Raw genomic sequence first — 24,773 nt, forward strand, 5'->3', positions numbered from 1 at the left:
GCTTCTCCTGCGGTGTCAGGGGATCAAGATCGCTCGGCCGCGTACGGCGCCGGCGTGCAGGTCGTCGAGGGCCTGCCGGAATGAGGCGAGGGGGTAGCGCTGGGTGTGCAGGGTGACCTTGCCGCGGGCCGCAAGGACCATCAGCTCGGAGAGGTCGTTGTAGGACCCCACGAGATTGCCGATGAAGTTGATCTCCGTGGAGATGACGTCGATCGTCGGCACGTGGAGCTGGCCGCCGTAGCCGATGACGTAGTAGTTGCCGTTACGGCGAAGACAGGCCACGCCCGTCTCGACGGCGCCACCCTCACCGACGAAGTCCAGGACGGCCTCCGCCCCGTGCCCCGAGGTGAGGTCCCGTACGCGGTCGGCTTCGCTGCCGTCCGCGAGGACCGTGTGGTCGGCTCCAAGCTCCTTGGCCAGCGCGAGAGCCTCGGGGCTGCGGTCGATGACGATCATCTCGACCGGCGACAGGGCCCGCAGCACCTGGATGCCGATGTGTCCGAGTCCGCCGGCGCCGATGACCACGGCCTTGTCACCGGGCCACAGTGCCCGGGCCGCCTTCGCGGCGGCGTGGTACGCCGTGAGCCCGGCGTCGGCCAGTGCCGCCACCGAGGCCGGCTCCAGGGACGGGGCGAGGGGCACGACGGAGCGGGCGCTGGTCTTCAGGTACTCGGCGTAGCCCCCGTCGGCGTCGATCCCGGGGAAGGCCGAGTTCAGGCAGTGCACGTCGTCGCCGGCCCGGCAGGCACGGCACAGACCGCAGGTCACCAGCGGGTGCAGGATGACCGGGTCACCCACCTCGACGTTGCTGACGGCCTCTCCGACCTCCGCGACCCAGCCGGCGTTCTCGTGACCGATCGTGTACGGAAGGGCGACCCCGCTCTTCTCCTTCCACTGTCCTTCGAGGATGTGCAGATCGGTCCGGCAGACTCCGGCTCCCCCGATCTGCACGATCACATCCAGCGGGCCGGTGACCTGGGGGTCCGGCACATCCACGAGCACGGGCGGCTCGTCGTATTCGATGACCTGCACGGCTTTCACGGCGGCTCCCTGCGAGTCGGCGGGTGGGTGGTGCGCCGATTACACAGGCCGCCGTTCGCAGGTCGATGTCTCAGAATTCGTCCGCGGATGTCTCAATGTGATACACGCCGTAGGCGCGACGCCGCCGGGCTGTTCCAATCACTGCACCGAGGAATGTGACGCGTGCCGCACGGGAGTGTTAAATGCCCCGACATCAACCCGGGAACTCGCTGAGAGTAGCCAGAGAGCTGTATCTGGAGGCCACCAACGATTCGAATGCCCGGCCACTGGTGGTCGCCTCATGGCAACGCTCGATCGAGTACAAGGTGAAGTCCGGCAGCCTTGACGCTCCCTACCTGGACAACCCCAACCTGGACAGCCCCCTGGCACGGGCGGCGCTGCCCATCCTGGACACGCTGCACGAACAGCTCGCCGACGACCCGGTCTCCACGATGATCACAGACCGGAACGGCGTAGTGCTGTCCCGGAAGGTGTCTCACGATGGTCTGACCACGCACCTCAACCGCGTGCGTCTGGCCCCGGGTCATGTATTCGCCGAGCGATACGTGGGCACGAACGGCATCGGGACCGCGCTGGCCAGCGGCCGACCGGTCGTGATCGCCGGAAGGCAGCACTACGTCGAAGAGCTGCGGGAGTTCCACTGCGCGGCCGTACCGATCCTGCATCCCACCCGGGGCACGCTGCTGGGAGCATTCAATCTCACCACCATCCGGCAGGGCTCCGACGGCATGCTGATGGCCTTCGCCCGCTCGGTCGCGGCCCAGATCGAGGCCGAGATCGCGGCGATCACCTCGCGGCGCGAACGGGCTCTCTTCCAGGACTACATGGAGGCGTGCTCCTCGGCGCGCCCGGGGCCCGTGCTGGCACTCAACCGCGATGTCGTCATGATGAACGAGCAGCTCAGCGCCGCAGTGACCGGGCCCGATCAGCAGGCGCTGCTCGACCACGCCCGTGAGATCGCCGACCATGCGCGGCTTGAGGGGACCCGCAGCATCGCCCTGCCCTCGGGACGGGTCGCCGAACTCAGGGTCAGTCGCTGCCGACGCGAGGACAGCGATGCGGGCGCCGTCTTCCGAGTCCGGCTGATCGGACGGACCCAGACCACACCTGCGGTTTCCGCCGCGCCCGTCCGCTCCAACCTGGGACTGGTGGGCTCGTCCCCGCACTGGCTGCGCACAGTGGCCGCAAGCGAAGCGGCGTTCGCCGCCGGGACACGGCTTCATCTCCTGGGCGAAGCCGGCGTCGGCAAGAGGACACTGGTCGAGGCCCTGCACCGGGCCCACGGCGCCGGACGCCGGCTGGAAGTGCGGGAAACACCGCTGGCGGACTCACCTGCCGTCACCGAGCGCTGGCTGCACGACATCGAAGAGCTGCTCGCCGTGTCGTCCAGCGTTCTCCTCCTCTGTGATGTGCACCTGCTGGGCGATCAGCTACGCCAGCAGCTGGCGCATTTGCTGGTACGGAAGAACGGCAGCGCGACAGCCCAGCTGGTCACAACCAGCCAGCCGTCGATGGTCAGCACCGCCGACGAGCTCGACAGGCTCTGCGGCGCCTCGGTGGAGGTGCCGGCGCTGCGCCATCGCTATGGAGACACCGAGCACCTGGCACGGTTCTTCCTTCGCAAGTACCGGCCGAGCGGCGAGAGCACATTCTCCCCGGATGCGCTGACCATGCTGCAGCGCTGCCCCTGGCCCGAGAACGTCCGGCAGTTGGAGTCGGTGATCCGGGGACTGGCGCGGCGGGCTTCGGGCCGGATCCTCCAAGCGGAGGACCTGCCGCCGGAATGCCGGGTGTCGTCCAACAAGGTCCTGACCACCATCGAGGCGCTGGAACGCGACGCCATTCTGCGTGGGCTGATGGACCGCAACTCCAATGTCCAGCGAACCGCGCAGGACCTCGGGATCAGCCGCGCCACGATGTACCGCAAGATGCGCCGCTACGGGATCGTCCCCTCCAACCTGACGTGACCGGCCGACCCCGCACACCTGCCACGGCGTGCGACGCCGGGTCCTGTGGCGGCGACTGGCACGGCGGATCCATCGTGGGACGAACTGAACCACCTACGCGCTGTCGGCAGCCGGGCATGTGGTCCACGCCAATCACTCGTGCTGCGGGGTACGGCCTGCAGCCAACTCCTTGGAGTCGAGGCACTCCCTCGTTACGACGGGCGTACAGCTCCCGGGGGGGACATGATCGAGACCCCATTTGCCGTCCTTCACGCTGCCGCTCCTTCCGGGAACCGGGCGGACCGCTTTGGGGCATGTGCCGCGGCCGCCTCGCGCACCCAAGCTCCATCCGCGTGTGCCGCCGGGCGTCGAGCGATGCGCTCTGCATTGCAGATGCCGTCGCCCTCGATCACTCGCTGGAGCTCCGAAAAGTCCGGGGCGCCGAAGCCGTAGCGGCCACGCTCGGCATTCCAGCGCAGCTCAAGGTCGGGGAGCGTGACACCGAGGTGCTCGGCCTGCGGGGCAGTCATGTCGATAAAGCGCTGACGCATCCTCCATCGGCCGCCGCCACCAGCAGCCGGCGCCGCTCCTCCGCATCCAGGTGGGCCACCTGCACCCACCGGCCACCCACCCGCACGCGGGGCGCGGCCGGGTCCTCCACCAGCAGCAACCGGCGCGTCGGGATGTAGAAGCCGCGCGAGCGGCCGCAGTCGAGCATCTCGGCCCGGTCCCACTCCATGTAGTCGCGCACATCCCGCAGCACCGACATCGGCCACCCATAGTCGAGACGTGACGGGCGTCGCGGCCACGTGCCGCAGCGGCCGCTCAGAGGTGGCCGTCCAGGAACTTCCGTGCCTCGGCGGTGGTCATAGGCCCCGTGCCGTGCGCCACCGCCTTTCCCTCCTTGAGCAGGACGTAGGACGGGGCTCCGGTGATCCCGTATCGCTCGGTTGCGGCCGGACAACGCGTGATGTCGGCGCGGACGGCCGTCAGGCGGCCCGTGTAGTCGTCGGCGATGCCACCCATGACGAGGTCCATCACCCGGCAGGGCTCGATTGCCTTGGGCCATGTCCCGGTGAAGTAGGCGAGGACCGGAACTCCGCTCATCCCAAGGATGAAATTGAACTCCGCGTCCTCACGGGGTCGGTGAACCCGCTTCGCCATGGAAACTCCTGACCTCACGTTCCGTCATTCCATCCCCATCATCCCTCGCACGGTGTGCCAGGCCGGCCCGGTCGGTCGTCCGGTTGACTGGTCGGAAGGGAGGCACGGGGCCGTGGCAGAACCACGGTGGTCTCCGGCGCGAGAGGCCCGACCCCCCGCCGCTGGTGACCCGGACTGGCCGCCCCGTCGGTCACCCAGCTGCAGCCCGCCGTGCGCCCGTGGGTCTGCTCGTGCCAGGACAGCGCCCTCCACGACGACATGGAAGCCGTTTTTCCAGGGCATAGCGGCCCAGATCACCGACCAGATGCTCGATGAGCGCGTCGACGAGCGGGCCGGTGCGCATCGTCCACCGGATCCAGTCGAGCCGTATCCGCCACCCCGCTTCTCAGAGACAGCGCCCCCGACGGGCTTCCCGAAGCCTTGTCTGGTCTTCACATCAACCCCGGTCTCAGCTGGCTAATACCGCTCTCCCCCGGGCCGCACGAGCCAGCTGATGGCACCGATAACGAGGCACGATTCCTGGACCGCTCCCGGACGCGGTCGTGGACGGTCGAAGTACGCGTCAGCTGACCCGAAGACCGAGCGCAAGCGTCAGTTCAAGGACCCGGTGAGGCGATGCGAGATCCGGAAACAGCTCACGCAGCTGCGACATCCGGTACCGGACTGTCTGGGGATGGACGAACAACGCCGCCGCCACCTCGTCCCGCCTGCCCTGGTGCAGCAGCCACTCCCGCAACGTCTCCTCCAGCCGCCGTGCGGTCGCGACAGGCAAGGTCCGCAACGGTGCGAGAGCTCGGGCACGCAGGTCTGCGAACGCGTCCACGTCGGCGCTCAGCACCAGCTCGGGCAGGTGGTCCTCGGTGTCGCGAATATCAGAGGAGAGGGAGCGCGCGCGTACGGCTCGTGCGTACGAGGCGGACGCACGAGTCCATGGCCGGGCCGGGCCGACCACGGCGGTGCGGTCGGTCAGCTGCCGCAAGAGATGTGACCGGTCGGCATCGGGGACGAGCAGCACACCGGTGGCATCCGGCAGATCGTCGAGGACGAGGGTGCTCGGGTCGAGCGCGCGGTAGGCAGGCCGGGCCTGGGCGGCGGGCAGCAGGACCGCGGTCAGCGAGACCGGAGGCTGCCACCCGGCCCTTTGAGCAGAGACCAGCAGCACGTCCGGGCTCGCACTGGCGAGGAGGTCGCGAGCCAGGTGCTCCAGGTGGCGCTCGTGATCCCTGCCCCGGGCGGCCAGTTCGTCGGCGTGGCCCGCGGCGCTCGCGGCGGAAAGCTCGTCGATGTAGGCGAAGGTCAGCTCGGCGAACTTGGCGACCTCGGCGGCGGGCAAACCTGCGGGTACGGCCCCCGCTGCCAGGCATCGCCAGGCCACGCGGGCGCCGACACGGTAGGCGCTGAGCAGGGCATCCATCGAACGGCCGTCGCGCACCTCGCCGCGGCCCAGCTCGTAGGCCGCGTCGCCGCCGTCGCCGCCTGTGGCGTTCCCGCTCGCGAGGTCCAGATAGTGCCCCAGGGCGGTGCGGACGGCTCGGCGGATGGTGCCGCCCATGCGGCCCGAAAGGGCGTTGGCGTAGGAAGGGACCTCGTCAATGATCGCCTGGACGACCTCGTCGGCGGTGCTCTTCAGCGCGGCCCGAAGTACGGTGACCGTCGTCTCATCCAGGGCCAGCTCGCTGGCCCTCCGGGTTACATGGCTCACGTTTTGTTCCCTGTGAACAATCCAGCTGACCAGATTCACGTCCTACGGACAGGACTTTACGCCCTGAGGCACAGCAAGCTGAAGTCATGACGAGTACAGCCCTCCGCAGCAGGGCGTGGAAACTGATGGAGATGGTCACGACGCCGCTGCTGCCGTCGGACTACCTCGACCTGGTCAGCCCGCTGCGCGCGGGCGCTGACCTGCGGGGGCGTATCGAGGCCGTACACCCCGAGACGGGTGACGCCGCGACCATCGTGATCAGGCCGGGACGGGGCTGGCGCGGCCACACAGCCGGTCAGTACGTGCGGATCGGGGTCGACGTCGACGGGGTGCGCCTGTGGCGTGCCTACTCCCTCACCTCGCCGACAAACCGCCAGGACGGCCGCGTCACGATCACCGTGAAGGCGATCTCGGACGGCAAGGTCAGCAACCACTTGGTCCGCAAGGCCAAACCGGGCACGTTGATCCAGCTCGACCAGCCGACCGGTGACTTCGTGCTGCCGCAGGCCAAGCCCGCCAAGGTGCTCTACCTGACGGCCGGCAGCGGCATCACGCCCGTGATGGGCATGCTGCGCGACACCGAGTTCCACGACGTCGTCATGGTCCACTGCGCGCCCCAGCCGCAAGACGTGATCTTCCGCAACGAACTGCACGACCTGGTCGCGGACAAGAAGCTGCAGCTCACCGAGGTGCACACCGACACAGACGGCATGCTCGACATCGCCCGTCTCGACGAACTCGTGCCCGACTGGGCCGAGCGCGAGACCTGGGCCTGCGGGCCCGCGGGCCTGCTCGACGCCGCCGAAGAGCACTGGACCGCGCACGGCGTACAAGAGCGCCTGCACACCGAACGCTTTCGCCCCAGCATCGTCGTCGCCGGCGACGGCGGCGAGGTCACGTTCAGCGCCACCGGCAAGACCGCCGACGCGGACGGCGCCACGCCGTTGCTGGACGTCGGCGAGGAGGCCGGCGTGCTCATGCCCTCCGGGTGCCGCATGGGCATCTGCTTCGGCTGCGTCACGCCGCTCAAGGCGGGCGCCGTCCGCGACCTGCGCACCGGCGAGATCACCGAGGCCGAGCCGGGCGTCCTCATCCAGACCTGCGTGTCCGCCGCGGCGGGCCCCTGCGACATCGAACGGTAGGAGCGCCTTGACCGCCATCGACCCCACCGCCCACCTGACCGCCGAGCAGATCGAGGAGCTCGGCCGCGAGCTGGACGCGATCCGCGACGAGGTGATCGCCAGCCGCGGCGAGAAAGACGCCGCCTACATCCGCAAGGTCATCTCGGCGCAGCGCAAGCTCGAGCTGGTCAGCAGGGGCGTGCTGCTGTTCTCGTTCTTCCCGCCCGCGTGGCTGATCGGCACCGCCGGGCTGTCCGTGGCGAAGATCATGGACAACATGGAGATCGGCCACAACATCCTGCACGGCCAGTGGGACTGGATGCGAGACCCGAAGATCCACTCCACCACCTGGGACTGGGATCACGTCTCGCCGACCGACCAGTGGAAGCACTCGCACAACGAGCTGCACCACACGTACACCAACGTGATCGGCAAGGACAACGACCTCGGCTACGGCATCATGCGCGTCGACGAGGACCAGAAGTGGCACCCGTTCCACCTCGGCCAGCCGCTGTGGAACTTCATCAACGCCTGCTTCTTCGAGTACGGCATCGCAGCGTACGACCTCGAACTCGGCAAGAACCTGCACAAGCGCCGCCGCAAGAACCCGGAGTTCCGCGCGCGGGCCAAGGACGTGGGCCGCAAGATCCGCAAGCAGGTGCTCAAGGACTACGTGATCCACCCGCTGCTGTCGGGCCCGTCGTTCCTCACCACCCTCGCCGCCACCTTCACCGCCAACCTGGTCCGCAACATCTGGACCCACTCGGTGATCATGTGCGGGCACTTCCCCGAAGGCGTGCAGGTCTTCGAGCGCCGGTCGATCAAGGGCGAGACGCGCGGCCAGTGGTACCTGCGCCAGATGATGGGCTCGGCGAACATCAGCGGCAGCAAGGCCATGCACTTCATGACCGGCAACCTCTCGCACCAGATCGAGCACCACCTGTTCCCGGACCTGCCGAGCAACCGGTACGCCGAGGTCGCGGTGAAGGTGCGCGCGCTGTTCGAAAAGTACGAGCTGGAGTACGTCACCGGGCCGCTGCCCAAGCAGGTGTTCTCCGCGTGGCACAAGGTCTTCCGGCTCTCGCTGCCGAACAAGAAGCCCAAGGTCAAGACGCCGGACCGCGAGCAGGAGCTCGTCGCGGCCTGATTCCCGGTACCGGTTCAGACCGAACCCGGCGGCACCGCCGGGTTCGGTGAGATCCGTTGCGGACAATGGGCGGCCGCGACATCAGGCCGCGCGACACAGGACCCGGGCAGCCCGGTGGCCGGCTGCGCTGCCCGGACGTGCGCCAGGAACTCAGCACACAGCCCCCGGCGAGGTGGGCGGGTAGTACTGCACTCACGGCGGGCACGAATCTGGCGGCTTCGTTCCCGGAGATCGAATCCGGGAGCAGCCAGCTGCCGGACGCGTCGGCAATGGACGGCGAGTCGGTCGTGTGGGACCAGGAGCAGCTCCTTCGCGAGGGGCTGCTGGGCCGGCTCCACCGCCGCGGCACGACCGCCGCCGCGCCGCGGACCAAGTGCCGGCGCGCTTCGTCGCGTTCGACGTGCCAGCTGCACGAGGCTCTCCTCGCCCAACTCCGCAGGATGACAATGCGGTATGGCTCCGGCACGGTGCTCCCATGCGCCCTCAGCTGGCGGCTGCGCGACGGCCGGGGCCGACAGGGAAGTCGTTGGCGCCCTACTGCTGTCCTTCGGGTGCCGAGCCCTACCAAAGATAGGGCGGGAGGTCTTGCCGTATGGGAGTACCGCTCTGGTCGTCGGACTCCTGGGAGCCCGCCCACGGTCGTGCGCCGGAGACTACCGGCGCCCAGTCCCGGCTGCGGGCGGACCACCCATCCCACCCGCCACTTACTCCTCGGTGCGACTGCGGTTGCCGAGTCGAAGATCGCCTGCGATAGACGCCAGCCGAACAGAAATGCGAGGTTACGAGCGGGGTTGCGCAACGGGATTGCGTGACGCAGCTGCGCTCCTGGCATCGCATGGGAGGAGTCTGGGAGAAGAGATCTTGGTCGGCTTCTCCCAGGTGGTCAGTGCCTGCCCCCCGAGGCACTCGACTCAAGGGGCTCGGGCCTGCGCGTTCGCGAATCTGGCTGGCCGTAATGACCGGTCGGACCAGGTCGCGTCGCAGGTGCACGTGTGCTGTTCTGGAAGCAGTCGCAGGAGGCAACACCGATGCGTCGCAGCCGGACTTCCGCCTTCGTACCCTCCCGGTCGCCCGCCCCGACCGGAGCGGGCGGAGGGTTGCTGCCCACGCGGGATCTCGCAGCCGCCTGGATCCTCGTCGTCCTGATCGCGGTGCCCGCATGGGCGCTGACGATCGGACAGGCCCGGGACATGGGGGTCGAGCCCGGCACCATGGGGATGGCGCTGCCCCTGTTCCTGCTGCTCTGGGTGACGATGATGGCGGCCATGATGCTGCCGTCCATGGCGCCGGTGGCCCTCACCTGGGTGCGGGGCATCGGACGACAGTCCTCGGGCTGGACCCGGGCCGCCCGCACCGTGGAGTTCGTGGGCGGATATCTGTTGGTGTGGACGGCCGTCGGACTGCTCGCCTACGCGGCCCTGGCCTTCACCGGTGGCTTGGTGGACGACCATCCGACCGCCGGACGCTGGATCGGCTCGATCGCGTTCCTGCTGGCGGGCCTGTACCAATTCGGTCCCCTCAAGCACGTCTGCCTACGGCACTGCCGCGACCCGCTGAGCCATCTGGTGCGCTACGCCGGCTTCCGGCGACCGGCCCGCGACCTGCGGGTGGGTGTCCACCACGGCGCCTACTGTGTCGGCTGCTGCGCCGGACTGATGGTCGTCCTCATTCCGCTCGGTGTGATGAACGTGGCTGCGATGGCCGGACTGGCCTTGGTGATCTTCATGGAGAAGCTGTGGTCCCGGGGCTGGCTTCTCACCAGCGTCGTGGGTGTCGCCTTCCTCGTCCTGGCCCTGCTCGCCCCGTTTCAGGACTGGCTGCTGCCAGGGCTGCAGGGCTCGATGCCGTCGATGGACGGCATGTGATCACCCCTATACGTCCCAGGTCACTGCCCTGGCGCTCCCGCCGACTCGTTAGACGTGCGTCCGCTCGATGAGCGGCTCGGCGCCGCTGCCCACCACAGGGGCGACTGCCGACGTGGACCGGTTTCCCGACCTGGACGTGAGGTGCAAGCTGGAGGGGAGGCCACCCTCCCGATCCCGGGAGCGGGCTCGGGATACGCGGTCTCGCCACTCCGAGTGAGCTCCTTCGGGCTCGGCAGGAGGGAAGCGAGATGACAGAACAGGCCACCACCGTTACGCGCTGGCACCTGGCCGGCGACTGGTTCGACGTATGCAAGTGCGCCATACCCTGCCCCTGCACGTTCGCGCAGCCCCCGACCTACGGTGACTGCGAAGGCGTACTGGTCTGGCACATCCGGAACGGCAACTTCGGCGACGTGCAGCTCGACGATCTCAACGTCCTGATGCTCGGCTCCTTCGAGGGCAACCCATGGGCCGGCACGCACACCGAGCCATACGCCGCGGTCTTCCTCGACGAACGCGCCGACGACCAGCAGCGGGCCGCACTCGGAGCCGTCTTCGGCGGCGAGGCGGGCGGCTGGCCGGCCCAGTTCGGGGAGATGTTCCACCCCGAGATGCGGGGCATGGACATCGCCCCCATCCACGTGGAGATCGACGATGACCTCGCCACCTGGCGAGCCGAGATCCCGGGCCGTGTCACGGCGGCCGCCGAGGCTCTCACCGGCCCGACCACCCCGAACGGCGCACGCGTCCAGGTCCACAACGCCCCAGGCGCCGAAGTGGGGCCAGGTCAGATCGCCACCTGGGGCCGGGCGACCGTCGACCGCGCCGACGCATTCGGCTTCTCCTGGGAACGCTCCGGCAAATCGAGCAAGCACTTCCCATTCGACTGGAGCGGCCCTGACTGAAGAGCCGTGGGCCAGCTGTGCCGATGCTGGTAGTCGAACGGCTCGTCGAACGCGCTCTGCCACTGGGTCCCACCGGGTTGCCTGATCTGGAGAAGGCGCTCGGCCTGGTGCGCGGTCGGCCGTTCGTCCGCAAGGTCCTATTCGGCGACGCGGGCGTTGAGGTACGCCTTGAACGGCTCCAGGACGCCGTTGGGGCGGCGCTCGCAGGCGGAGGCCACAAGTTCGTCGAGGTCGGTGTCGCGGAAGCGGCGCACAGTGGGTGGCTGTGCTGATGCGGGCCGGGCTTGTCTGCGTACAGGGTGGGCTCCTCCTGGCAGGAGGAGCCCAATTCCGGGGATGTGTGAAGGGTTACTCCGTGCGCAGGCCTTCCGGGCGCATCATCCGCAGCAGCGGCGGCAGGCTGAGCAGCGTGACCGCGCCGACCACGGCCGCGCCCACGCCGGTCATGGTCAGGACGCTCGGCCAGTCCATGGTCACTGGTGTACGGGTCATCTTCAGCAGCACCGCGCCGAGGGTGGTGCCCACCGTTGTGGCCAGCACGAGGCCGAGTCCGACCGGAAGGGCCGTCTGCCACAGCACCGACAGGCTCAGCGTGCGGCGCCGGGTGCCGAAGGCGACCAGCGCGGAGAGCAGCTTCCTGCGCTCGCGCAGCTGCTCCAGTTGGGAGACCAGCAGACTCGCGCCGATCAGTGCCAGCACGAAGACGGCGCCGACGAGGAGGCCGGTGCGGATGGAGGCGTACTTGGCGTTCTCCTGGGTCGCCGACCAGCTGTAGGTGCGTGCCAGGGGGTCGATCCGGGCGACGGCGTTGCGTATGTACTCGCGTGAATCCGTCACCGATGGGTCCAGACGCAGGTAGACCCCGTCCGAGAACAACGCGGGTGCGGCCTCGGCGGGCAGAGCGGCGGAGGTGACCAGCAGAGAGTTGGCGTTTTGCAGTGAGTCCTTGCGCGCGTCCACCACCCGCACAGTCCCCGGTACGGTCCAGGGCACCTCGATGCCTCGTTCGGTGGCGTCGTCGTACGATGGGTCGATGTAGAGCTGCCGACCGGGCTTCACCACGGCGATCTCGTCGGCGTTGCTGGATGAGGTGTAGTGGCTCCTCGTTCGCGTGATGAACACGTCGCCCTCCTTGCAGGAAGGAAGCGTGGCGAGTTCACGCAGGGCGGTGCAGCTGCCCACGGTCAGGCCGTTGGTGTTCTCCGGGTTGCGACGCGCGTCCCCGTACTGCGAGATGGCCAGGGCCACCGCGGCCCGTACCCCCTTGGTGCCGGTGAATTCGCGCTCGACACCGGACAGCGGCTTGCGGTCGCTGAAGTCGACCTGCATCTGGACCCGGCCGGGGTCCTTGCCGGTGGCCTTGGTGTACTGGCTCTGCGTTCCCGTGAACAGCATCTGCAGGGCGATGGCTCCGGCCACGGCGACGGCGATGCCATTGACCATGCGTGCGGCGGTTCCGCTGCTCAGCTGCAGCCGCCGTACCGCGAGCTGCCAGGACAGCGCGCCCTTGCCGAGGCGGACGACGACCGCCTCCACGGCCCAGGGAAGCAGCGCGGTGATGCCGATCAGCAGCAGCAGCACGCCGCCGATCACGAGGTACTGGTTGAAGTCGCCGCTCTCGCGGCCCTTGCCGATCATCGGGTAGAGCATCGCGAGGCCGGCCAGCGGCGGCAGCAGCCGCCACCACAGCCGGCGGCGGCGCTGCTTGGCCGCGCGCACGACGCCGAGCGGTTCCACCATGACGCCGCGCATCGCGAGCAGCGTCACGAGTACGGCGGCGACCGGGATCGCCACCGCGACCAGCGCGGCGAGCACCGGGGAGGGGTCGAGGTAGCTGGGCCAGACGCTCACGCCCAGCACCTCGGTGGAGCCCAGCGTCTGACGGCTGAGGAGGAAGAAGCCGGTGCCGATGACCAGGCCGAACAGGGCTCCGGCGAGGGCTTCACCCGCCGCGATCCGCCGAGTCATGTGGCTGTCCGAGCCGACCAGGCGCAGCGCGGCCAGCCGACGGTCGCGGCGCTCGCCGCCGAAGCGGACGGCGGCGGCGATGAACACTGCGACCGGGGTCAGCAGCACCACGAACACGACCAGGATCATGAGCAGCAGCACCGGGTCGGTCTTCTCGGGTGTCGCGTCCGGTTTGCCGTACTCGGTCAGCCGGTGCACCGGGGAGAAGTCCGTGAGTCTCAGCCCCGAGGCGCCCGCGTAGTAGGCCAGTTCGTGAGAGCCGATGAGTCCGCTCTCGCCGATCGTGCCGGTGATCTTGTAGGGCAGCCGCTCACGCAGCAGCTTGGCGCCGTCCGAGGCGAGTAGGTCCTTGAGCGCGGGAGAGACCACCATCTCGCCCTTGCCCGGGAAGCTGTCGACTCCCGGGGGCAGCGGCGCCCGCTCGCCCTCGGGCTCGACGAGCCGCCCGCGGACGTCGTCGTCGTGCCAGGTGGTGTCGGTCTCGGCGACCAGGAAGGTGTTGTCGGCCCTCGGCGGGGCCTTATCGGAGTACGAGATGTCGAAGCGGGCGTCCTCCACCTTCTGGCGGGCGGCGAACACGTTGGGCAGGGCGGTGCACAACAGGAGCAGTGCCACGCCGAGGCCGACGCCGACGGCGGTGAGCGTCATCCGAACCCAGCCCTCGCGTCCGCCGGTGACGGCGAAGCGGGCCCCTAGGGCCAGATCTGTGGCCCACTGGCGAGGACTCATACGGCGCGCTCCATGTCGCGGGACTTGCCGTCACGGACGACGATCTCGCGGTCGGAGTAAGCAGCCACGCGTGTCTCGTGGGTGACCAGGACGACGGCGGCGTTGGTCGAGCGGGCCGCTTCGGTCAGCAGTTCCATGACGCGTTCGCCGTTGAAGGAGTCGAGCGCGCCGGTGGGTTCGTCGGCGAACAGCAGGCGCGGTCCGGTGACCAGCGCGCGGGCCACGGCAACGCGCTGGCCCTGGCCGCCGGAGACCTCGCCGGGACGCTTGGCCTTGAGGTCGTCAACCTCCAGTCGCTCCATCCAGCCGAGCGCGGTCCGCTCGGCGTCCTTGCGAGAGGAACCGTTCAGCCGCAGCGGCAGGGCGACGTTCTCCACACAGGTCAGCTCGGGCACCAGCTGACCGAACTGGAACACGAACCCGAACTCGGAGCGGCGCAGCGCGCTGCGTTGGGCATCGCTCATCTTCGTCACTTCACGCCCGTTGTAGGTGATTGATCCGGAGTCGGGCGGCACGATTCCCGCGAGGCAGTGCAGCAGCGTGGACTTGCCGGACCCGGAGGGGCCCATGATGGCGACGACCTCGCCGGGGTGTATGGAGAACCCGGCGCCGTCCAGCGCGTGGGTCGGGCCGTACGCCTTGCGCAGGTCGCGGGCGGTGAGCAGGGAACCGGGGGGAGAAATCGTCATCGGGTCACAGCCTCACGGAGTTTGTCGAGTCGGGCGGCGGTCAGCTCCAGCCAGCGCAAGTCGGCTTCCAGGTGGAACAGGGCGTGGTCGCAGATCAGTTGATCGGCCAGGTCGCCCTTGCGCTTGCGGTCGGTCAGGATCCGCATGCTGCGCAGATGCTCGGAACGCTGGGTGTCGAGGATCTCGGCGGCGTCGCGCCGGGTGAGCAGGGCGAGGACGACCTTGGTGTAGAGGGTCGACTGGAGGTACGGCTCCGGCTTCGCCGGGGTCGCCAGCCACCGCTGTACGTCAGTGATGCCTGCGTCGGTGATCGCGTACCGCTTTCGCTCGGGACCGCCGCCCGGCTCGATACCGTCGACCTCGACGAGACCGTTCTTCAGCAGCCGGGACATCGTCGAATAGACCTGGCCGTAGTGCAGTGGCCTGTCGTGACCGAACTTCTCGTCGAAGGCCCGCTTGAGGTCGTAGCCGTGGCGCGGGCCAGCCTCCAGGAGCCCCAAAAGGGTGTGACCTATGGACATGACCCGCACTCTACACGCTGTGTATACGCGTCGTGTATACACCTAGTGTGCAGATCGTGGGGGGACGAGCACCCGACCGGTTTCCACCCGCCTCCGGGCAGGCTGACGGAGGACGACTTGGTGCAGTATCTGCGCAGGCCAGGCACGGCTATCACCCCGGCGGCTGCGTGCCTGATGCTTCCACCCCGTGGTCGAGCCGCCCGACCACTACACCCTCAGGCGCCAGCCCTGCCCAAGACTGTCGGAAGCACCTCCTCCACACCTAAGACTCTTGACAGACTTGATTCCACAGAATGCGGGTCCGACATGCCCTGCGGGTGGAGCGCATCGACCATAAGATCGCAGCCGTCCAGCAGCGGCAGACCGAAGAGGAACACCTCCGCCGCAACCGCCCGGAGCCCCCGAACTGGATCGTCGAACTCGGCATCGGATCCGACCGCACCCCAGTCCAGGTCCACGCCGACGACTGCCACATCGCAGGCAAACGGCACCGCGCGGTCAGCTGCGACGAAGCCCGCCGACTCCTGACCGAGGACTGCCCGGATGCACGCACTGCGGCCGGCCGTGCAACTGCGCATGGACGACTTACAGGACCCCGCGCCGACAGCCTGTCGGGTCGCCACCCGCGACAACGGCGGGCCGGCCCGCCAGGCAGCAAGCTTCGAACATTCGTGGCTACGCGCGGCTCTCCTGCGACCGAGGTGACTGATGTTCGTCGCCCAGAACAGGACCCACCATGTCGACTCCCGCTCCCCCGGTCAGCGAACCGGACCCATCCGCACTGATCTACACCAGCGACCAGGTCGGCCTTTGCGCCATCTGCCACCGCAAGACCCACCGGTACGGCCACGGCGGATGTCCGCCGTGCCAGTGGGCCTCGCACCGCCCCGGGCGCATTGGCGTCCCCTCCGTGCGCTACGTCAATACCCGCACGAAGCGCGACTAGCGCCAGCCAGGGGGCCCTCAGAGTTCGGCGCGGCGCGGCCTCCGTCGTGGCTGTGACCAGCACCCCACTCGGCCGAGTGAAGCCGCCGGGGCCAGCGAACTCCAGCACCCGCCGGCGCGTCATGCCGTGGATGACGCCGATCAACGACGCGCATACGGCGGAGCCAAGCCTGGCCGTGGTGGAGGTCGCGGCCGCCGACGACGCGACCTCCTTCGCCGTCCAGGAGCTGCTCGCCAGACAGTGGCCACCGCGCCGGCGGACCGGACGACGCGGGAGCCCGGCGGGCCTGGGGTACGGCTGCGCTATTTCCTGGACCTGCGCCAGGAACCCGATTTCGGCACTCGCCGTGGGCGCGGGCGCCGCAGTCGTCTATCCCGTCTACGACCGCGCGGCGGAGGCGAAGTACGCGTCCGCAGAATCCCGCCACCCCGGTGTTGACGGTGCTTACATCACCCTTCTATGGTCATGTGTGCACCGCTTACATGAGAGTGAGGAACCCTCGCCATGACTTCGACACAGAAGGACACGCTCAAGGTCGACCTGGGCGGCCATGCAGTCACGGTCCCCAAGGGCGGCCTGTATGACCGGTACCGGATGAACCCCGACCTTGACGCAATCGCCCGTGACCCCCGCGTCAGCGGCGTGGACTTCTTCCGGCAGCTGCCCAAGATCAAGGTCGACTCTCCGATCGGCCCCACGCTCACCCCGAACTTCTACTACTGCGTTTCGACCGCCCGGCTCACGATGCTCGCGCCCTCGCGCTCGATCCGCACCAGGCTGCCCGGAGAGCTCGCGCCGCTGGAGATCGCGCCGGGTATCGGGCTGGTCTCCGTCATGTTCTTCCGATACGACGTGTGCGACATCGACTTCTACACCGAGGCCGCCGTCGGCATCGCAGTCAAGCCCGCGCGGCACGGAAAGCTCGGGTTCTTCGACCTGGTCGCCGGCCTCAAGAACGAGCACCTCGACTCCTACGTCCTGTCCCTGCCGGTGAGCACGGAAATCGCCCAGGTACGCGGCCACGACGGCTACGGCTTCCCCAAGTGGGTCACCGAGCTCGACGTCGACATCAGCCACAGCCGGACGACCGCCCGCGTGGCCAACGACACCGGCGGAGTCGACCTTTCGCTCCTGGCAACCACACCGAAGCAGGCCGCCCACCCCAGCGGCGAGCGCGTCAGCTCGCTCACCTCGTACACGACGATCAACGGCGCGTGGCACTCCACTCTGAGCCAGACCAATGTGCTCAGCGCCGGTACGACCCGCGCGACCCGCGGCATCGCCCTCGAGGTCGGGGAAGGCCGTATGGCCGACGACCTGCGATCGCTGAAGCCGTTCAGGACCATTCAGTTCGACGTCATGACCGAAGGCCAGGTCGCCCTGCACATGCCGGTCCCCACCTCGGTCCAGAGCCGGAACAAGTAGCGAGGAGCAACCGTCATGGCCACCGACCACGCCACCCGCCCCACCTCTGCCCGCAGCGCGGGCCTGCCCGCGTCCATCACCCCCCCATGCTCCAGCGGCTGGCCGCTCAGGTCTCGGCCGCGCCGAACGCCTCCCGGGTCACCACCAACGCCCCGTACACCGGTGTCCCGCTCGCCGACCTGCCGGTCTCGACACCCGCGGACGTCGAGGAGGCGTTCGCCCGCGCCCGCACCGCCCAGAAGGTCTGGTCGGCCACGCCCCTCGACGAGCGCAAGAGGATCCTGCTGCGATACCACGACCTCGTCCTGGCCCGCCAGGACGAAGCCCTCGACCTCATGCAGGCCGAGAACGGCAAAACCCGCCGCGACGCCCACCTCGAAGTGGTCGACATCGCGATCACCTCCCGCTACTACGCCCGCAACGCCGCCAGGTACCTCAACCCCAAGCGGCGCCGCGGCGCGATCCCTGTCCTCACCCACACCACCGAACTGCGCCATTCCAAGGGTGTCGTCGCCGTCATCTCCCCGTGGAACTACCCGTTGAGCATGGCCGCCAGCGATGCCATAGCGGCGCTGATGGCCGGCAACGCCGTGGTGCAAAAGCCCGACACGCAGACCGCTCTGACCGCACTGTGGTCGCTGGACCTGATGCACGAGGCCGGGCTGCCGGCCGACGTGTGGCAGTTGGTGATCGGCAGGGGCAGCTCCATCGGCGGCGCGCTTATGGACAACGCCAACTACATGATGTTCACGGGCTCCACCGCCACCGGCCGGCACATCGCGAGTGACGCCGGCCGCCGCCTCATCGGCGCCTCTCTCGAACTCGGCGGCAAGAACGCCATGATCGTCCTCGACGACGCCGACATCGAGAAGGCCGCCGACGGCGCCGTGGCCGCCTGCTTCCCCTCCGCCGGACAGCTGTGCGTCTCCATAGAGCGCCTGTACGTGGCCGAGTCGATCCGCGACAAGTTCGTCGCCGCGTTCGTCGCGCGCACCAAGAAGCTCAAGATCGGGGCCGCATACGACTACAGCATCGACGTCGGCTGTCTCACCACCCCGTCCCAGCTGAAAACCGTCACCGAACACGTCGGCGACGCCGTGACCAAGGGCGCCTCCGTCCTCGCCGGCGGCAAGGCACGTCCAGACCTGGGGCCGCTGTTCTACGAACCGACCATCCTCACCGACGTCACCCCCGAGATGACGCTGCACGACCACGAGACCTTCGGCCCCGTCGTGTCCATCTACCCCTACCGTGACGTCAACGAGGCGGTCGCGCTGGCCAATTCCACGCCCTACGGCCTCAACGCCAGCGTCTGGACCGAGAACGGGGCCCGGGGCCGCGCCGTCGCTGCCCGCGTGCACGCCGGCACAGTCAACGTCAACGAGGCCTTCGCCGCCGCATGGGGAAGCATCGACGCACCGATGGGCGGCATGGGCGACTCCGGACTCGGCCGCCGTCACGGCGCCGACGGCATCCTCAAGTACACCGAGCCCCAGACCGTCGCCCATCAACGCATCCAGGGGTTCACCCCGCCGAAGCGCATCTCCCCCGAGACGTGGGCGACCCTCCTGACCGGCGCCCTGAAGGTCATGAAGGCGGCCGGCATGCGCTGAACAGCGACTGCCGTACGACCGTGGCCCCGATCGGGCCGCGCGCCGCGAAAAGAGGGCGGCCCGTCCACACGACGAGCTCGCCCTCTTCGCCTTGCACACCGTCGTACCGCTCCGGCAGCGTGGCGGGAAGGCCGGGGCCGCGGGCGAAATCGCCTTGAAGCAAGTGCAGTGTCAGGCAGGCGCCGGGAGACCCTTGCGGCGTCAGCGCGGCGGCGTAGTCGGTGAGGTCCTCGCCTTCGGCACCGGGGAGCCGGCGACGGAGCTCGGTTACGGACAGCTCGATCACCGGCCCATCGCTCTGCTCGGCATTGACGTTGAACCAGACGGTGCCGCCGAGTTGCATCGCGACCGGCGACGCGGGGGCGGGCCCGAAGCCGAGCATGCTGACGTCGCCGATGAGTTCGTGCTCGTTACGCCAGTCTCCAGCCCGCAGCAGCCGGGGACGAAACACAAGTCGAATGGGCCGGGCGAATCGCCGTCCGGCTCGACGTCGTTGCCGACAGTCATGCGCACCACAGCTGTCCCGACCTCAGCGCGCAAGAGCGTGCCGTTCTGAGGCAGAAGCCGCCGTACGTCCGCTCTCACGGTCGGTCCGCCCCGCACCACCCGTCGGTGATCACGTGGGCCGCCGGCAGTGCCCCAAGGGCCGCGCGCGGATGTGCCCGGTGTACCCAGCTGGGCTGGGTACACCGGGCACATCCGAGGACATCTCGGCAAGGCGGGTTCAACGGCCCGTGGTGCTCTGCGCCCTGGACAGCCAGGCGCGGTAGCCACGCAGAGCCTTTCGCTGCTTGCGCTGCTCGCAGATCAGGGCGATCGCCGGGTGAGTGCCGGGCTTGGACGTGCGGCCACGTGCGAGGCGGCGCATCTCATGGCGGACCTTTGCCATGCTGGCAGCGGAGGCAAGGGCCTTGTCCGACCAGGTCACCGGCTCCAGCTGGCGGTCGGCCTCCCGATACTGCTTCCAGCGGTCGGGGAGGTCGGGGGTGACCGCGAGGGCGGTGCCCATGCCGACGACCGCCACCCCACTGTCGAGGACCCTCTCTGCAGTGACGCGCTGGGTGATACCGCCGGTGAGCATCAGCGGGAGGGGGCTGGTCTTCACCAGGTCCTTAGCGAGGTCCAGGAAGTAGGCTTCGCGGGCCCGGGTGCGGTCATCGGCGGAGCGGCCGGTCATCGCAGGGCTCTCGTAGCTGCCGCCGGACAGTTCGACCAGGTCGACGCCGAGCGGTTCCAGCATCGCAATCACTTGGCGCGCGTCGTCGGCGTCGAAGCCGCCGCGCTGGAAGTCGGCTGAGTTGAGCTTCACCGCGACCGCGAAGGACGGTGAGACGGCGGCGCGGACCGCGCGGACGACGTCCAGGAGCATCCGGGCCCGATTCTGCAGTGATCCGCCCCACTGGTCGGTGCGCTTGTTGACCAACGGGGAGAGGAACTGCGACAGAAGGTAGCCGTGCGCTGCGTGGATCTCGACGCCGTCGAAGCCGGCCTTTTCTGCGCGCTGCGCCGTGACGGCGAACCGGGTCACGGTGTCCTCGATCTGCTGCGCGGTCATGGCCGTCGGGCGGCCGAAGCGGCTGCTGTGCTTGCCGAGGGAAACGCCGATGTCGGTGGGGCCCCACACGACGCCGGGCATGTCGGACGCAACCTGGCGGCCAGGGTGGTTGATCTGCATCCAGATCGCCCCGCCACCGGACTTGCCGGTTTTCGCCCACTCGGTGAACGGTTTCAGGGGCGCGTGCTCGTCGAGTACGACTCCGGCAGGGCCGGTCAGTGCCTCGGCATGCACCATCACGTTCCCGGTGATCAGCAGTCCGGTGCCGCCGCGGGCCCAGCGCCGGTAGAGCGTGAAGAGCTGCTCGTCGGGGAGCTGGCCGTTGCCGGCCATGTTCTCCTCCATGGCGGCCTTTGCGATCCGGTTGCTGAGCACCTGCCCGGAGCTCAGGAGCAGTGGCGAGAACAGCTCGGTGGTCATCCCGGTTTCCTCTTCCATGTCGATCACCTACGATGTATGCACCACTCACATTAGGGCACCAATGTGAGCACCGCACACATGAGGGAGTGTGACTTATGTCGCAGAGCGGCACGTACCATCACGGCGACCTGCGCGCCGCCTGCCTGCGGGCCGCGCGGGAGCTGCTGGAGGAGGACGGCAGCGCGGGGCTCTCGCTGCGCGCGGTCGCCCGCCGGGCCGGCGTGTCGCCTACCGCCCCCTACCGTCACTATGCGGACCGCGACTCACTCGTCTCCGCGGTCGCCGCCGAGGGATACCGCGAGCTCGCCGAGCACCTGGCAGCGGTCCACCCCGCGCCGTCGACTCCCGATGACCTGGCCGCGGTCGCGGTCGTCTACGTGCAGTTCGCGCTCGATCACCCGGCCCTGTTCCGGGCGATGTTCGCCGAGCCCTGCGACCCGACCAGCGCGGAACGCGTCGCCGCGACTGCCGTGATCACCGTGTACGTGCAGGGCATCGTCCGCGACGCCTTCCCGGGTGTCGACAACTCGGCAGCGCTGTCGACCACCGTGTGGGCCCTCGTCCACGGCCTGGCGTTCCTGCACCTCGACGGCAAGCTGGACAGCTCCACACCCGAGGTGGTCGCGAACCAGGTCCACGCCTCCGTGTACGCACTCTTCAACGCGGCCCCCGCTCTGTCCCAAGCGGCAGCGCCGGCCGAGTAGATGACTGCCTGGTTCAGCGGTAGGTGAGCATGCGGCGGCGCTCTCCGGCGAAGTGAGCGTGCTCGTTGAAAGTCAGGAGCGTGGTTCCGGACGCGCCCACCACGAGGGTGGTGACGGAGGCGTTGACGGTCACGCGGTTGAGGGCCACGACTCCTTCGTCCGGCAGCGAGAGCAGCGTGCCTCACGGTGCGGCGAGGAAGCCGCCCGAGGTGACGACAACAGCGTCGCGCCCCCGGCCGAGCGCGGCGGGCAGCTCGGCATGCGCATCGGCGGCGCCTTCGACGAAGGCGCTCCACACGTCTTCGCCGACGAGCAGCCGGGCGACGGGCCGCATGCCGTGGCCGCGTACCCCACGACGACGGAGCAGCGGACGGGCAGCGGGATGTCCATTGGCCGGAGCCCGTACATCGCGGCTCTCGCACCCTCCGAGGAGATGCCGGACCTCAGGCACACCGAGACCACTGCGCGCAGGGTGCCGGCCGGCGAAGCGGACAGAGCCGAGGAGGACTTCGCGGACCCGAGGCTGACCGAGGCGCTCCAGCGTCTCGCGGCACCTGACCCGCCCGCGCACGCGGACGTCCTGCGCGCCCCTCTGCGGACCTCCCGCGTCACCCGCGTGAAGCCCTGACCGCCCAAGCCGGCGGGCGCCCGCCGGAGCCGGTGCCCGCGCGGAGGTACACCATGCCCGTTCCGATCCTCTGCCACGCCAGCGACAGCGGCCGCCTCCAGCCCGAGGGTCCGGGCGCCTACTGTTGCCGTTCCCGCGGCAGCCCGGCGTCGGACTCCTCGTTCCCCGTACAGAGCGTCGAGCGGATCGTCGTGCTCGCGGGCGTACTCAACGTCCTCACCGTGCCGGACGGCCACCAGGTGATCCCCCGAGCGGCGCTGCCACGCCCCGCACCTGGAAGCCAGCCCGAGCAACGTGCTGCGGGTCAACCGGACCCACCATGTCCAGATGCCGGTACCATCGACGCGGCCTTCAGAGACACCCCGCTCGGTCCATGAATACCGCATACCAGGCAGGCCGTAGGCACGTGAGCTGCACGGCTATGGGGAACCTGCCAGGTCATCAGTCACCGGACTGGGTGGGCACTCCCGTTCTGCGACTTGAGTTCTGTGCGGAGTTCGTGGACGCCGTGGTCCTCGCAGCGCTCGGCGTGGGCAGCATGATGGCGCTTCCTGTTATTCACCGACGACGAGGAATTCGGCGCGCTGAACTTATGCTCCCACAAGCCCTTGTCTTCACCGAGGACGGCGAGACAGCCGGTTTGCTGCTCGCCTCCCATGCCGCGGTCGCCTTCTCCAGCGCCCGCACCCACGCCCAGATGGAACAGGCCGTCGCCACCCGCCACATCATCGGCGAGGCCATGGGCATCCTCATGGGCGCCCACGAACTCACCGAAGAAGAAGCCTTCGACGTGCTGCGCCGCTCCTCGCAGGAGAGCAACATCAAGCTTCGCGAGGCGGCCCGCCGTGTGTGCGAACGGGGAACCCCGGGATGGCCGTAGGGCGGCAGAAAGGCGATTGAGCTGGATGCCGCGGAGCGAGTCTTGGTTGTCCGACTCCGGGACCATCCGCCGCCCGCCCTGTCCGTCCACGGTCTGAGAAACCTTGCCTCGTTGATGGATTCGCCCCAACTCCCATAGCCGAAAGGGTTGGTCCGACCCGTACACCTCAACGGCAAGGACCTCCCCCACGTGCGAAACAGCCGAATAGCCTGCTTCCTGGCGGCCAGTACCGTCGCCGCCCTGGTTCCCGCGCTCGCGCCGGCCACGGCATCCGCCGCCTCCGCCCCCTCCACCGCGGCGAACCCCATGAGCCAGTACCTTCAGCAGAAGCCCGCCTGGCACCGCTGTGACAGAGAGATGCCGGCGGCCTTCCAGTGCGCCACCATCAAGGTGCCGCTCGACTACAACCGCCCCAGCGGCAAGAAGCTCGACCTCGCGATATCCAGGCTGAAGACGAGCACCAAGCAGGAGCGCCGGGGTGTGCTCCTGCTCAACCCGGGCGGACCCGGCGGTCCGGGAGTCGACATGCCGCAGTACATGGCGAGTGAGCTGCCGAAGAGTGTGAAGGCCAAGTACGACCTCGTGGGGTTCGACCCGCGAGGGATCGGCCAGAGCTCCCCCGTCAGCTGCGGCCTGACGCCCGAGCAGGCGAACTCGGAACGGCCGTACAAGGCAGCGACGTTCGCCAAGGACGTGAAGTGGGCCCGGACCGTCGCCGAGAAGTGCGACGCCAAGCAGGGCGACAAGCTGCGGCACATCACCACCCGTAACACCGCGCGGGACATGGACGTGATCCGGGCCGTGCTCCGCGAGAAGAAGATCTCCTACCTGGGGTACTCGTACGGGACCTACCTCGGCGCGGTCTACACGCAGATGTTCCCCAAGCGCTCCGACCGTTTCGTGCTGGACAGCGCCGTCGACCCGGCCAGGGTCTGGCGCGGCATGATCCAGATCTGGGCGGAGGGCACCGAGCCCGCCTTCACCCGCTGGACCGAGTGGACCGCCGAGCGGAACTCCACGTACAAGCTGGGGAAGACGCCCGAGGCGGTCCGCAAGACCTTCTACGACCTCGTCGCCCAGGCCGACCGGAAGCCGATCGACCTCGACGGCACCAAGCTGACCGGTGACGACATCCGCTCCGGCAGCCGGGCCACGTTCTTCAGTGTCCGCGACGCCGCCGAGTCGGTCGTCGAGCTGAAGAAGGCCGCCGAGGGCCGGCCCACCTCCGGTGGCGAGGCGGGCAAGAGGCTCTCGCCGCAGCCGCCTTCCTTCGCCCGTGCCGTGCCCGAGGACAACGGCGACGCCGGCTTCTGGTCCGTCGTCTGCGCCGACACCCGCAACTGGCCGCGCGATCCCGAGCAGTACCGCGCCGACGCGATCCGGGACAAGGCCAAGTACCCGCTGTACGGCGACTTCGTGTCCAACATCAAGCCGTGCGCCTTCTGGAAGAAGAACGGCTCCGAGCCCGCCACCACGATCGACAACAAGGTCGGCGCGCTGATCCTGCAGAACGAGTGGGATTCCCAGACCCCGTTGGCCAGTGGGCAGGGCCTGCGAGGGGTCATGAAGGGCTCGAAGATGGTCACGGTCCTCGGAGGTGTCGGACACGGCATCTACGGCTCCAAGTCGTGCGCCGACAAGCCGGCCACGGCCTACCTGACCACCGGAAAGCTGCCGGTCAAGGACGTGACCTGCAAGGCCGCTCCGGAAGCACGCGAGCGCGCCGGCGACAACCCGCTCCCGCTGCCGACACCTCGTGGTCTCCCCGGGATGGTCAGCCGTTTCTGAACCCGGGACAGGGTGA

General features: G+C 68.9%; 20 protein-coding genes and 4 pseudogenes. 13 read left to right on the plus strand and 11 right to left on the minus strand.

What is annotated here, in order from left to right:
* Window positions 1-15: 15 nt before the first annotated feature.
* On the minus strand, window positions 16-1,041 hold the full coding sequence (locus ACZ7M7_RS42425) for an NAD(P)-dependent alcohol dehydrogenase (protein WP_472126884.1): 1,026 nt from the start codon (window positions 1,039-1,041) through the stop codon (window positions 16-18).
* A 305-nt stretch (window positions 1,042-1,346) separates the two neighbouring features.
* Between ACZ7M7_RS42425 and ACZ7M7_RS42430 the strand changes: the two genes are divergently transcribed.
* A complete protein-coding gene (locus ACZ7M7_RS42430) occupies window positions 1,347-3,008 on the plus strand; it encodes a sigma-54-dependent Fis family transcriptional regulator (protein WP_472126988.1) in 1,662 nt (553 codons plus the stop codon).
* A 248-nt stretch (window positions 3,009-3,256) separates the two neighbouring features.
* On the opposite strand, the pseudogene ACZ7M7_RS42435 reads toward ACZ7M7_RS42430, so the two are convergent.
* The 4 genes and pseudogenes from ACZ7M7_RS42435 to ACZ7M7_RS42450 form a co-directional block, all read right to left on the minus strand.
* Window positions 3,257-3,538, minus strand: a pseudogene (locus ACZ7M7_RS42435) (1,2-phenylacetyl-CoA epoxidase subunit PaaA); the annotation flags it as partial.
* Complete coding sequence (locus ACZ7M7_RS42440) at window positions 3,514-3,756, minus strand: hypothetical protein (protein ID WP_472126887.1); 243 nt, start codon at window positions 3,754-3,756, stop codon at window positions 3,514-3,516. The gene ACZ7M7_RS42440 and the pseudogene ACZ7M7_RS42435, both read right to left, overlap by 25 nt.
* Before the next feature lie 56 nt (window positions 3,757-3,812).
* Entirely contained in the window at window positions 3,813-4,151 is a 339-nt protein-coding gene (locus tag ACZ7M7_RS42445) for a thioredoxin family protein (RefSeq protein WP_472126890.1), read from the minus strand.
* 562 nt (window positions 4,152-4,713) lie between these two features.
* On the minus strand, window positions 4,714-5,853 hold the full coding sequence (locus tag ACZ7M7_RS42450; RefSeq protein ID WP_472126892.1) for a PucR family transcriptional regulator: 1,140 nt from the start codon (window positions 5,851-5,853) through the stop codon (window positions 4,714-4,716).
* An 86-nt stretch (window positions 5,854-5,939) separates the two neighbouring features.
* On the opposite strand from ACZ7M7_RS42450, the gene ACZ7M7_RS42455 reads away from it, so the two are divergent.
* The 4 genes from ACZ7M7_RS42455 (at window position 5,940) to ACZ7M7_RS42470 (ending at window position 10,891) form a co-directional block, all read left to right on the plus strand.
* Window positions 5,940-6,995 carry a ferredoxin reductase gene (locus tag ACZ7M7_RS42455; protein ID WP_472126895.1) on the plus strand — a complete coding sequence of 352 codons (1,056 nt, stop codon included), beginning with the start codon at window positions 5,940-5,942 and terminating at the stop codon, window positions 6,993-6,995.
* Between the two features lie 7 nt (window positions 6,996-7,002).
* Window positions 7,003-8,121, plus strand: coding sequence for a fatty acid desaturase family protein (locus tag ACZ7M7_RS42460; RefSeq protein ID WP_472126898.1), 1,119 nt, complete (start codon window positions 7,003-7,005; stop codon window positions 8,119-8,121).
* Between the two features lie 1,028 nt (window positions 8,122-9,149).
* Window positions 9,150-9,986 carry a DUF2182 domain-containing protein gene (locus ACZ7M7_RS42465; RefSeq protein WP_451179669.1) on the plus strand — a complete coding sequence of 279 codons (837 nt, stop codon included), beginning with the start codon at window positions 9,150-9,152 and terminating at the stop codon, window positions 9,984-9,986.
* Window positions 9,987-10,234: 248 nt separating this feature from the next.
* A complete protein-coding gene (locus ACZ7M7_RS42470) occupies window positions 10,235-10,891 on the plus strand; it encodes a DUF1326 domain-containing protein (RefSeq protein WP_383605087.1) in 657 nt (218 codons plus the stop codon).
* A gap of 348 nt (window positions 10,892-11,239) precedes the next feature.
* Here ACZ7M7_RS42470 and ACZ7M7_RS42475 read toward each other — a convergent pair whose 3' ends face one another.
* Genes ACZ7M7_RS42475 through ACZ7M7_RS42485 form a run of 3 tightly spaced genes read right to left on the minus strand, consistent with a single transcriptional unit; the run spans window position 11,240 to window position 14,798 of the window.
* A complete protein-coding gene (locus ACZ7M7_RS42475; protein ID WP_472126901.1) occupies window positions 11,240-13,588 on the minus strand; it encodes an ABC transporter permease in 2,349 nt (782 codons plus the stop codon).
* On the minus strand, window positions 13,585-14,277 hold the full coding sequence (locus tag ACZ7M7_RS42480; protein ID WP_472126903.1) for an ABC transporter ATP-binding protein: 693 nt from the start codon (window positions 14,275-14,277) through the stop codon (window positions 13,585-13,587). Before ACZ7M7_RS42480 ends, ACZ7M7_RS42475 begins: the two co-directional genes overlap by 4 nt.
* Complete coding sequence (locus tag ACZ7M7_RS42485; protein WP_472126906.1) at window positions 14,274-14,798, minus strand: PadR family transcriptional regulator; 525 nt, start codon at window positions 14,796-14,798, stop codon at window positions 14,274-14,276. Before ACZ7M7_RS42485 ends, ACZ7M7_RS42480 begins: the two co-directional genes overlap by 4 nt.
* A gap of 293 nt (window positions 14,799-15,091) precedes the next feature.
* Here ACZ7M7_RS42485 and ACZ7M7_RS42490 point away from each other — a divergent pair, with 293 nt between their 5' ends.
* From ACZ7M7_RS42490 to ACZ7M7_RS42505, 4 genes and pseudogenes are all read left to right on the plus strand, one after another.
* Window positions 15,092-15,583, plus strand: a complete 492-nt coding sequence (locus ACZ7M7_RS42490; protein WP_472126909.1) for a DUF6233 domain-containing protein — start codon at window positions 15,092-15,094, stop codon at window positions 15,581-15,583.
* A 291-nt stretch (window positions 15,584-15,874) separates the two neighbouring features.
* Window positions 15,875-16,182, plus strand: a pseudogene (locus tag ACZ7M7_RS42495) (DUF6207 family protein).
* 66 nt (window positions 16,183-16,248) lie between these two features.
* Entirely contained in the window at window positions 16,249-17,169 is a 921-nt protein-coding gene (locus ACZ7M7_RS42500; RefSeq protein WP_472126911.1) for an acetoacetate decarboxylase family protein, read from the plus strand.
* Window positions 17,170-17,184: 15 nt separating this feature from the next.
* Window positions 17,185-18,782 (plus strand): annotated as a pseudogene (locus ACZ7M7_RS42505) (succinic semialdehyde dehydrogenase).
* Here ACZ7M7_RS42505 and ACZ7M7_RS42510 read toward each other — a convergent pair.
* Together ACZ7M7_RS42510 and ACZ7M7_RS42515 are read right to left on the minus strand one after the other, a co-directional pair.
* Window positions 18,757-19,233 carry a hypothetical protein gene (locus tag ACZ7M7_RS42510; protein WP_472126914.1) on the minus strand — a complete coding sequence of 159 codons (477 nt, stop codon included), beginning with the start codon at window positions 19,231-19,233 and terminating at the stop codon, window positions 18,757-18,759. The pseudogene ACZ7M7_RS42505 and the gene ACZ7M7_RS42510 overlap by 26 nt on opposite strands.
* 273 nt (window positions 19,234-19,506) lie before the next feature.
* On the minus strand, window positions 19,507-20,757 hold the full coding sequence (locus ACZ7M7_RS42515; RefSeq protein WP_472126991.1) for an NADH:flavin oxidoreductase/NADH oxidase family protein: 1,251 nt from the start codon (window positions 20,755-20,757) through the stop codon (window positions 19,507-19,509).
* Between the two features lie 95 nt (window positions 20,758-20,852).
* Here ACZ7M7_RS42515 and ACZ7M7_RS42520 point away from each other — a divergent pair, with 95 nt between their 5' ends.
* Window positions 20,853-21,461, plus strand: coding sequence for a TetR/AcrR family transcriptional regulator (locus tag ACZ7M7_RS42520; protein ID WP_472126917.1), 609 nt, complete (start codon window positions 20,853-20,855; stop codon window positions 21,459-21,461).
* A gap of 13 nt (window positions 21,462-21,474) precedes the next feature.
* Here the strand turns inward: ACZ7M7_RS42520 and ACZ7M7_RS42525 are convergent, their stop codons facing one another.
* Window positions 21,475-21,609, minus strand: coding sequence for a hypothetical protein (locus ACZ7M7_RS42525; protein WP_472126920.1), 135 nt, complete (start codon window positions 21,607-21,609; stop codon window positions 21,475-21,477).
* 111 nt (window positions 21,610-21,720) lie between these two features.
* On the opposite strand from ACZ7M7_RS42525, the gene ACZ7M7_RS42530 reads away from it, so the two are divergent.
* The 3 genes and pseudogenes from ACZ7M7_RS42530 (at window position 21,721) to ACZ7M7_RS42540 (ending at window position 24,757) form a co-directional block, all read left to right on the plus strand.
* Window positions 21,721-22,089: a hypothetical protein gene (locus ACZ7M7_RS42530; RefSeq protein ID WP_472126923.1), complete on the plus strand. Its 369-nt coding sequence runs from the start codon at window positions 21,721-21,723 to the stop codon at window positions 22,087-22,089.
* A 523-nt stretch (window positions 22,090-22,612) separates the two neighbouring features.
* A pseudogene (locus ACZ7M7_RS42535) lies at window positions 22,613-22,969 on the plus strand (GAF and ANTAR domain-containing protein); the annotation flags it as partial.
* Between the two features lie 189 nt (window positions 22,970-23,158).
* On the plus strand, window positions 23,159-24,757 hold the full coding sequence (locus ACZ7M7_RS42540) for an alpha/beta hydrolase (RefSeq protein WP_472126926.1): 1,599 nt from the start codon (window positions 23,159-23,161) through the stop codon (window positions 24,755-24,757).
* Window positions 24,758-24,773: the final 16 nt, after the last annotated feature.

This window comes from Streptomyces sp. NPDC111606 (assembly GCF_055656945.1).